This is a genomic window from Kitasatospora sp. NPDC059973, assembly GCF_042737525.1.
Lineage (GTDB): Bacteria > Actinomycetota > Actinomycetes > Streptomycetales > Streptomycetaceae > Kitasatospora.
In genome coordinates this window covers 60,474-68,421 of record NZ_JBHWUI010000027.1, presented here as the reverse complement: position 1 = coordinate 68,421, position 7,948 = coordinate 60,474, and the positions used below count along the sequence as shown (strand labels likewise).

General features: G+C 74.7%; 8 protein-coding genes. 4 read left to right on the top strand and 4 right to left on the bottom strand.

Annotated features, from left to right (window positions below; all coding sequences use genetic code 11):
* Nucleotides 1-47: 47 nt before the first annotated feature.
* Complete coding sequence (locus tag ACFWA9_RS10590) at nt 48-1,241, bottom strand: ricin-type beta-trefoil lectin domain protein (protein WP_380385438.1); 1,194 nt, start codon at nt 1,239-1,241, stop codon at nt 48-50.
* Between the two features lie 283 nt (nt 1,242-1,524).
* Here ACFWA9_RS10590 and ACFWA9_RS10585 point away from each other — a divergent pair, with 283 nt between their 5' ends.
* The 3 genes from ACFWA9_RS10585 (at nt 1,525) to ACFWA9_RS10575 (ending at nt 4,522) form a co-directional block, all read left to right on the top strand.
* Complete coding sequence (locus ACFWA9_RS10585; RefSeq protein ID WP_380385429.1) at nt 1,525-2,091, top strand: TetR/AcrR family transcriptional regulator; 567 nt, start codon at nt 1,525-1,527, stop codon at nt 2,089-2,091.
* Between the two features lie 96 nt (nt 2,092-2,187).
* Complete coding sequence (locus tag ACFWA9_RS10580; RefSeq protein WP_380385427.1) at nt 2,188-3,372, top strand: GDSL-type esterase/lipase family protein; 1,185 nt, start codon at nt 2,188-2,190, stop codon at nt 3,370-3,372.
* A gap of 169 nt (nt 3,373-3,541) precedes the next feature.
* Nucleotides 3,542-4,522 (top strand): alpha/beta fold hydrolase, encoded by a 981-nt coding sequence (locus ACFWA9_RS10575; protein ID WP_380385424.1) that lies wholly within the window; start codon nt 3,542-3,544, stop codon nt 4,520-4,522.
* Nucleotides 4,523-4,671: 149 nt separating this feature from the next.
* Here the strand turns inward: ACFWA9_RS10575 and ACFWA9_RS10570 are convergent, their stop codons facing one another.
* Both ACFWA9_RS10570 and ACFWA9_RS10565 read right to left on the bottom strand, forming a co-directional pair.
* A complete protein-coding gene (locus ACFWA9_RS10570) occupies nt 4,672-4,923 on the bottom strand; it encodes a DUF5302 domain-containing protein (protein ID WP_359810302.1) in 252 nt (83 codons plus the stop codon).
* A gap of 204 nt (nt 4,924-5,127) precedes the next feature.
* The gene (locus tag ACFWA9_RS10565; protein WP_380385422.1) at nt 5,128-6,273 is read right to left on the bottom strand and encodes an FAD-dependent oxidoreductase; all 1,146 of its coding nucleotides are present in this window, start codon (nt 6,271-6,273) and stop codon (nt 5,128-5,130) included.
* A gap of 203 nt (nt 6,274-6,476) precedes the next feature.
* On the opposite strand from ACFWA9_RS10565, the gene ACFWA9_RS10560 reads away from it, so the two are divergent.
* Nucleotides 6,477-7,052 (top strand): TetR/AcrR family transcriptional regulator, encoded by a 576-nt coding sequence (locus ACFWA9_RS10560; protein WP_380385419.1) that lies wholly within the window; start codon nt 6,477-6,479, stop codon nt 7,050-7,052.
* A gap of 13 nt (nt 7,053-7,065) precedes the next feature.
* On the opposite strand, the gene ACFWA9_RS10555 is transcribed toward ACFWA9_RS10560, so the two are convergent.
* On the bottom strand, nt 7,066-7,935 hold the full coding sequence (locus tag ACFWA9_RS10555) for an MBL fold metallo-hydrolase (protein WP_380385416.1): 870 nt from the start codon (nt 7,933-7,935) through the stop codon (nt 7,066-7,068).
* Nucleotides 7,936-7,948: the final 13 nt, after the last annotated feature.

Sequence of the window (7,948 nt, the reverse complement as noted above, 5' to 3'; positions counted from 1 at the left end):
CCCCCGCCCCCGCCCCCCCCCCGGCGCCGGGCCCCCGGCGCCGTTCGTCAGGGGTTCAGCGTCCACTTCTGGTTGCCGGCGCCGGTGCAGCTCCAGAGCTGGGTCGCGGTGGCATCGGCCGGGTTGTTGCCGGCCACGTCCAGGCACTTGTTCGCCGGCACGTTGACCAGGTCGCGGGTGGCCGCGTTGTACGACCAGCGCTGGGCGCCGGTGCCGTTGCAGTCCCACAGCTGCACCTTGGTGCCGTCCGCGGTTCCCGCGGCATTGGCGTCCAGGCACTTGCCGAGCGCGCGCACCGTGCCGTCGGCGCCGACCGTCCAGCGCTGCGCGGCCGTCCCGTTGCAGGTGTAGAGCTGGACCTGGGTGCCGTTGGCGGTGCCCGCGGCGGCCACGTCCAGGCACTTGCCCGCCAGCCCGGTCAGGGTGCCGCCCGTGGGGGTGCCGCCGGAGGTGGTCACCCGCACGTAGTCCACGACCAGTTGCTGCGGGAAGGCGGTGCCGGCGTCCGGGTCACCGGGCCAGTAGCCGCCGACGGCGAGGTTGAGGATGAGGAAGAAGGGCTTGTTGAACGCCCAGCTCCGGCCGCCGAGATCGGCCGGGGTGCGGCGCTGGTAGACCGTGCCGTCCACGGACCAGGAGATCGAGTCGGGCGCCCAGTCGACGGCGAAGGTGTGGAAGGCGTCCGCGAAGGCCTGGCCGCCCGGGAGGCTGTACCCGGCGCCGATCCCGCCGCTGCCCGAGTAGCCGGGGCCGTGGATGGTCCCGTGCACCGTGCCGGGCTCGAAGCCGACGTTCTCCATGACGTCGATCTCGCCGCTGTTCGGCCAGCCGACCTGGCCGATGTCGTTGCCCAGCATCCAGAAGGCCGGCCACATGCCCTGGCCGCGCGGGACCTTCATCCGGGTCTCGACGTGCCCGTAGGCCTGGGCGAACCGGCCGGAGGTGTTCAGCCGGGCCGAGGTGTACTGACAGGTTCCGTACCAGCACTGGTAGTTGGCCGGGTTCTCGCGGCGCGCCGTGATCACCAGGTGGCCCTGGCCGTCCAGCGCGGCGTTCGCGTTCCCGGCCGTGTAGTACTGGCGCTCGTGGTTGTTGACGTTGTCGCCGGTCTCGGTCTGCCACCTGCCCGCGTCGACCGCCGACCCGGCGGGGCCGTCGAAGTTGTCCTCGAAGTTCACTGCTTGAACGGAGGTCGGGGCCGCCGTGGCCTGGGCCGGTCCCCAGGCGAAGGTCGCGACCATGGCCAGCAGCAGCCCGAACGTGGCTGCCAGGGACTGTCGGTGGATCGACGAGGGCATACGCAACCGCCTTGGTCTGGAGGGGTCGTGGGAGAGCCCGGCCGGGACCTTTCTTCACGAAGTGAACTCCCATGACGGAACGCTGTCAATCACTTGAACGGGGAGCCCGCTCCCGCGACCCGCCCGCACCCTGGCCGCCGCACCACCCGTCCCTACATATCCCGTCGATTTGCCTAAAGGTATTAGGCAAATGCATCATCGATCCTGTCGAACGAGAGGACGGGACATGGGACGCGTAGGGCTGACCACCGAGCGCCTGACACGGGCGGGCGCCGAGCTGGCCGACGAGGTCGGCTTCGAGCAGGTGACCGTCTCGGCGCTCGCCAGGCGGTTCGACGTCAAGGTCGCGAGCCTGTACTCGCACGTCAAGAGCTCCCAGGACCTCAAGACCAGGATCGCCCTGCTCGCCCTGGAGGAGCTCGCCGACCGCGGCGCCGACGCGCTGGCCGGGCGGGCGGGCAAGGACGCCCTGACGGCGCTGGCCGACGTCTACCGCGACTACGCGCGCCAGCACCCCGGCCGGTACGCGGCGACCCGTCAGCCGCTCACCCCGGAGGCGGCGACCAGCGCCGGCGGCCGCCACGCGGAGATGACGCGGGCGATCCTGCGCGGGTACGACCTCACCGAACCGGACCAGACCCACGCCGTCCGCCTGCTGGGGAGCGTCTTCCACGGCTACGTCAGCCTGGAGCTGGCCGAGGCCTTCAGCCACAGCGCCCCCGACTCCCAGGAGTCCTGGACACGGATCCTGGACGCCCTCGACGCCCTGCTGCGCAACTGGCCCGCGCCCTGACCCGGGCCCCCGCCCGCCACGGTCGGCGCCCGACCGGCCGACCGGCTCGCGTCCGGGCCGACGCCCCCGCACTTCCCGAAGCACAAGGTTGAGACGATGAACACCACCCCGCACACCTGGATCACCACGCCCGTCACCGCGGAGCTGCTGCGCGGTGCCCTGGACCTGGAGCGGACCGAACACGGTCTGCTCCCGCACCGGCTGCCCGCCTGGGTCCGCGCCCGCAACACCGACGGCCAGCTGGCCATGGCCGAGTCCCAGCCCTCCGGCGTACGCCTGGCCTTCCGCACCCGGGCCACCGCGATCGAACTGGACACCCTGCCCACCAAGCGGGTCTACCCGGGCGCACCGCCCCGCCCGGACGGCGTGTACGACCTGCTCGTCGACGGGCGCCCGGCCGGGCAGTCCACCGTCCCCACCGGCAACACCCTGACCGTCGACCTGGCCACCGGATCCGCGCGGACCCGGCCCGGGCCGGTCGGCACCGCCCGGTTCCCCGCACTGCCCGAGGGCGTCAAGGACGTCGAGATCTGGCTGCCGCACAACGAGACCACCGAACTGGTGGCGCTGCGCACGGACGCCCCCGTCGAGCAGCACCCGGCCGACCGGGGCCGCAAGGTCTGGCTGCACCACGGGAGTTCGATCAGCCAGGGGTCCGACACCGCGAGCCCCAGCACGACCTGGCCGGCGCTCGCCGCCGCGCTCGGCGGCGCGGAGCTGGTCAACCTGGGCCTGGGCGGCAGCGCCCTGCTCGACCCGTTCACCGCCCGCACCATGCGCGACACCCCCGCCGACCTGATCAGCGTCAAGATCGGCATCAACCTCGTCAACACCGACCTGATGCGGCTGCGCGCCTTCACCCCGGCCGTCCACGGCTTCCTCGACACCATCCGCGAGGGGCACCCGGAAGCGCCGCTGCTGGTGGTCTCGTCCATCCTCTGCCCCATCCACGAGGACACCCCCGGCCCCAGCGCCCCGGACCTCACCGCCCTCGCCACCGGGCGCCTGCGGTTCCTGGCCACCGGCGACCCGGCGGAGCGGGCGGGCGGGAGGCTCACCCTGCGCGTCATCCGGGAGGAGCTGGCCCGCATCGTCCGGCAGCGCTCCGCCCAGGACCCGAACCTGCACCACCTCGACGGCCGCGAGCTGTACGGCGAGGCGGACTTCGCCGAGCTGCCGCTGCCCGACGCGCTCCACCCGGACACCGCCGCGCACCGCCGCATCGGCGAGCGCTTCGCCGCCCTGGCCTTCGGCCCCGGCCGCCCGTTCGCGGCGCGGTAGCGGGGAGCGCGGGCAACCGGAAGCACGCGAGCCGGGGCCCGGCCGGGCGGTTTGCCGAACCGGCAACAGCCCTCGCCCGGAGCCGACCGGGCGCACCATGATCGGCGGCGAGACAGCGTGCGCCGGAGCGCCACCCCGCGCCCGGCCGACCGAATCGTCAGGAGGACGCATGTCACCCCACCTCGCGGGCGCCACCCACCGGCTGGTCCCCACCCCCGGCGGCCGGATCCACCTGGTGGAACAGGGCAGCGGGCCGCTGGTCCTGCTGGTGCACGGGTTCCCGGAGTCCTGGTACTCCTGGCGCCGCCAGTTGCCCGCGCTGGCCGCGGCCGGGTACCGCGCGGTCGCCGTCGACGTCCGGGGGTACGGGCGCTCCACCGCACCCGAGGACCCGGCCGCGTACCGGATGCTCGACCTCGTCGAGGACAACGTCGCGGTGGTGCACGCCTTGGGCGAGCGGTCCGCGGTGATCGTCGGGCACGACTGGGGGGCGACCATCGCCGCCGACTCCGCCCTGGTCAGGCCGGACGTGTTCCGTGCGGTCGGACTGCTGAGCGTCCCGTACCTGCCGCGCGGGGGGCCGCGCCCCAGCGAGGCCTTCGCGGGGATGGGCGGCGACGAGGAGTTCTACGTCGCCTACTTCCAGGAGCCGGGCCGCGCCGAGGCCGAGATCGAACCCGACGTGCGCGGCTGGCTCGCGGGCTTCTACGCGGCGCTGTCCGCCGACACCATGCCGGCCCCGGGCGCACCCGACCCGCACTTCGTCGGCCCGGGCGGGACGCTGCGCGACCGGTTCCCCGCCGGCCGGCTGCCCGGCTGGCTCAGTGCGGAGGACCTCGACTTCTACGCCGGTGAGTTCGAGCGGACCGGCCTGCGCGGGGCGCTGGCCCGGTACCGCAGCATGGACCGGGACTGGGAGGACCTCGCCCGCTTCGACGGCGCCCCGATCACCCAGCCCTCGCTGTTCGCCGGCGGCGCCCTGGACGCCTCCACCACCTGGCTGGCCGAGGCGATCGCGGCCTACCCCGTCACGCTTCCCGGTCTGCTCTCCTGCCACGTCCTCGACGGCTGCGGGCACTGGATCCAGCAGGAACGACCGGACGAGGTCAACCGGCTCCTGACCGACTGGCTGGCCTCCCTGCCCGCCTGACCGGCCGGGCCGGCCCGACCTGCCCGACCGGCCCGCGGACCGTGGCCCGGGTGAACGGCTCCGCCGCCCGCCCCGCGAGGGACCGGGCGGCGCAGACGCCAGGTGGACCGGGCGGCGCCGGATCCGGCGCCGCCCGAGCGGTCGAGTGCTCAGCCACCGCTCTTGCGGCGGAAGTTGCGCTTGCCGCCGGCCGCGGCGTGGGCGCCGTGGATCTTCGAGTCGCCGTTCGGGCCGCCGGACGCGGCGCCGCCCTTGGTGCCGTGCTTGCGCTCCAGCGCGGCCAGGAACCGGGCCTTGACGTCGTCCTGCGTGGCGGGCGCCGCGGCGGCCTGGTCGGCCTCCGCGCCCGTGGCCTTCTCGGTGTTCTCGGCGTGGTCGGACGACGTTGATTCGCTGCTCATACGGGACCTCCTGGAAGGGTGCTGCCGGTTGACGGCTTCACGCACACGATGTCACGTTCGGCGGCCTCCCCCGAACCGGTGGCGGCGGACACCGCACGGGGCGCGCCCGGCTGATCCGGTTCACCGGGCCGTCGGGGCCGCCGCCCGAACGGCGGCCGTCGCCGGATCCGGGGGCGGGCGGGCCTTCCCGCGACGCACCGGCCGTCATTGGTGGTCCCCCCAGTGGGCCAGGAGCTGCTCGGCACTGTCGGGGGCGAAGGCGCCCTCGATGCCCTCCGCCGCGTCGGCGGCGGCCGCGGCGGAACGGGGCAGCAGGACGCGCTCGTACGCGGTGACGGCGCCGTCGACGGTCGGGTGGTCCAGGACGGCGCGGGCGAGGTCGGCGCCGTCCAGCATGGCGAGGTTGGCGCCCATGCCGGAGAAGGGGGACATCAGGTGGGCGGCGTCGCCCAGCAGGGTGACGCCGGGGGTGTGCGGCCAGCTGTGCGGCACCGGCAGCGCGTACAGGGGCCGGTTGACGTAGCCGGTGTCGCCGTCGGTCACCAGGCCGAGCAGGTCACCGCTCCAACCGTCGAACTCCCCGACCAGCGCGGCCCGGACGGCGGCGGTGTCGGTCAGGTCGAGGCCGGCCCGACGGTGCCAGGCCTCGTCGGTGCGCAGCCCGGCGTAGACCCGGATGTGGCCGCCGCTGTTGCGCTGGGCGATGATCCCCCGGTTGTCGTCGAGGGCCATCATGGTGCCGTCGCCGGTGAGGGCGGCGAGCCGGGGGTGGCGGGCGTCGGCGTCGTCCAGGCCGGTCTCGACGAAGGTGACGCCGGTGTAGCCGGGCCGGGCGGGCGACACGAGTGCGCGGACCGTGGACCACGCGCCGTCGGCTCCGACCAGGAGGTCCGTCTCGGCGGTGGCGCCGTTGGCGAAGCGCAGCCGGTGGGTACCGTCGCCGAGCGGTTCGGCGCTCTCCAGCCGGTGCCCCCACCGCACGGTGCCCGGTGCGAGGGAATCGAGGAGCAGCTCGCGCAGTTGACCTCGGTCGATCTCGGGGCTTCCCTCCTCGTCGTCCTCCGGACCGAGGGCGTCGAAGAGGACGGCCCCGGCGCGGCCGACCACCCGCATCTGCCGGCCCTCGGGGCGGGCCAGTGCGAGGAAGGCGTCCAGCACTCCGGCCTCGGCCAGGGCGCGCCGGCCGGAGTCGGGGTGCATGTCGAGGCTGCCGCCCTGGTCACGGGCGGTGCGGGAGGAGTCGAGGTCGTAGACGGTGACGGGGACGCCGTGGCGCTGGAGGACGCGGGCGCAGATCAGGCCGCCGGGACCGGCGCCGACGATGGCGATGCGGGACGTGCTGGTGGACATGGGAGTGGCCTTCCTGCTGGGTGGCGCGATGCGGGGCGGTGGACCGGACGGTGCTCCCGACGGGCCACGCGGTGGCGGGCGGGCGGGAGGTGCGGCCGGGCCGGGGCCCCGGCTCACCGGCCGCACCCTCACAAAAGCACACCGAGTACAAAAGTGCAATGACACAACTTTTTGTCTCGCACACCTTCCGGTACGATGCCGGTATGGATGCCACCGTCGGACGCCGCGAACGCAAGAAGGCCGCCACCCGCCAGGCCCTCGCGGACGCCGCCCTCCGCCTCTTCACCGAACACGGCTACGACCGGGTGACCGTCCGGGACGTCGCCGAGGCCGCGGACGTGTCGACGACGACGCTGCTGAAGCACTTCCCCAGCAAGGAGGCCCTGGTCTTCGACCAGGAGACCGACCGGGAGGCCGACCTGGTGGCGGCCGTGCGGGACCGGGCGCCGGACCGTTCCGTCCCCGGTGCGCTGCGCGCGTACGTCGAGGACGCCCAGCTGCGCGCCCCGGACGCCGACCCCCGGTTCCGCGCCTTCGCGGACCTCGTCCGCGACACCCCCGCGCTGAGCGAGTACGCCCGCCGGATGTGGACGCGCCACCAGGACGCCCTGGCCCGCGCCGTCGCCGACGCGACCGGCGCCGAGCCCGACGACCCGCGCTGCGCCGCGCTGGCCCGGTTCACCCTCGAAGCCTCGGCGCTCGCCCGCGACTCGGCGGACCCGGCGCGGGCCCTGGACGCCGCCTTCGACCTCCTCGAACACGGCTGGCAGGCCGGCTGACCGGCCCGTCGGGTCAGGCGTCCAGCGGCTGCCAGGCCGGACCGGACCCGCCCTGCCGGACGTGGCCGAACACCACGTCGGCGAAGTGCACGCCGAAGCCGAACGTGCCGGGCTCCGCCAGCTCGGCGACCAGTCGGCGGCGGTGCTCGGCGGTCCGGGTCAGGTCGTGGTCGAAGCCCGAGGACCAGTCCGGGTGGTCGATCTGGATCGGCGAGTGCGCGGTGTCGCCGAAGGCGATCAGCCGCCGGCCGCCCCCGGTGATGACGTACTCGGCGTGCCCGAGGGTGTGCCCGGGGAGGATCCGCACGCGGACGCCCGGGAAGACCTCCTGCCCGTCCGCGATCGTCCGGACGCGCGGGGCCAGGGCCGCGACCTGCTCGTCCGCGAGGTCCCGCTGCTCCCACTCCGGCGCGGAGACCAGGTAGTCGGCGTGGGCGAACAGCGGCCGGTCCCCGCCGGGGGCGGGGAGGGCGGCCCAGCCGAGGTGGTCGGCGTGGAGGTGGGTGAAGGCCACCGCCTCGATGTCCTCGGGGGCGCGGCCGAGCCGGGCCAGGCCGTCCGGGAGCGCGCCGCCGCGGATCGTGGCGAGGGGCCCGGCCGGCGCGGCGTGCGACCGGGGGCCGAAGCCCGCGTCGATCAGCAGCGCGCGGTCGCCGTGCTCCACCAGCAGGCTGCCGACGCTCCCGACCAGGTGGCCCCCGGCGTCCAGGTACTCCGGGTGCGCGGCCCACACCTCGCCGGTGCTGTCCGGGAGCACGTCCAGGGGGCGCAGCCGCACATCACCGTCCGGCACGTACGACACCGTGGTGTCGCCCAGCCGTATCGAGCGGACCCCCGCCGGCCGGCGCAATCGCTCGCCCTGATCCGCCGTCATGTCGGCCATGAGTTCTCTCCCG

Excerpts from the sequence above, each read along its gene's own strand:
- ACFWA9_RS10590 (WP_380385438.1), bottom strand. The coding sequence starts at position 1,241 with ATGGTCGCGACCTTCGCCTGGGGACCGGCCCAGGCCACGGCGGCCCCG.
- ACFWA9_RS10585 (WP_380385429.1), top strand. The coding sequence starts at position 1,525 with ATGGGACGCGTAGGGCTGACCACCGAGCGCCTGACACGGGCGGGCGCC.
- ACFWA9_RS10580 (WP_380385427.1), top strand. The coding sequence starts at position 2,188 with ATGAACACCACCCCGCACACCTGGATCACCACGCCCGTCACCGCGGAG.
- ACFWA9_RS10575 (WP_380385424.1), top strand. The coding sequence starts at position 3,542 with ATGTCACCCCACCTCGCGGGCGCCACCCACCGGCTGGTCCCCACCCCC.
- ACFWA9_RS10570 (WP_359810302.1), bottom strand. The coding sequence starts at position 4,923 with ATGAGCAGCGAATCAACGTCGTCCGACCACGCCGAGAACACCGAGAAG.
- ACFWA9_RS10565 (WP_380385422.1), bottom strand. The coding sequence starts at position 6,273 with ATGTCCACCAGCACGTCCCGCATCGCCATCGTCGGCGCCGGTCCCGGC.
- ACFWA9_RS10560 (WP_380385419.1), top strand. The coding sequence starts at position 6,477 with ATGGATGCCACCGTCGGACGCCGCGAACGCAAGAAGGCCGCCACCCGC.
- ACFWA9_RS10555 (WP_380385416.1), bottom strand. The coding sequence starts at position 7,935 with ATGGCCGACATGACGGCGGATCAGGGCGAGCGATTGCGCCGGCCGGCG.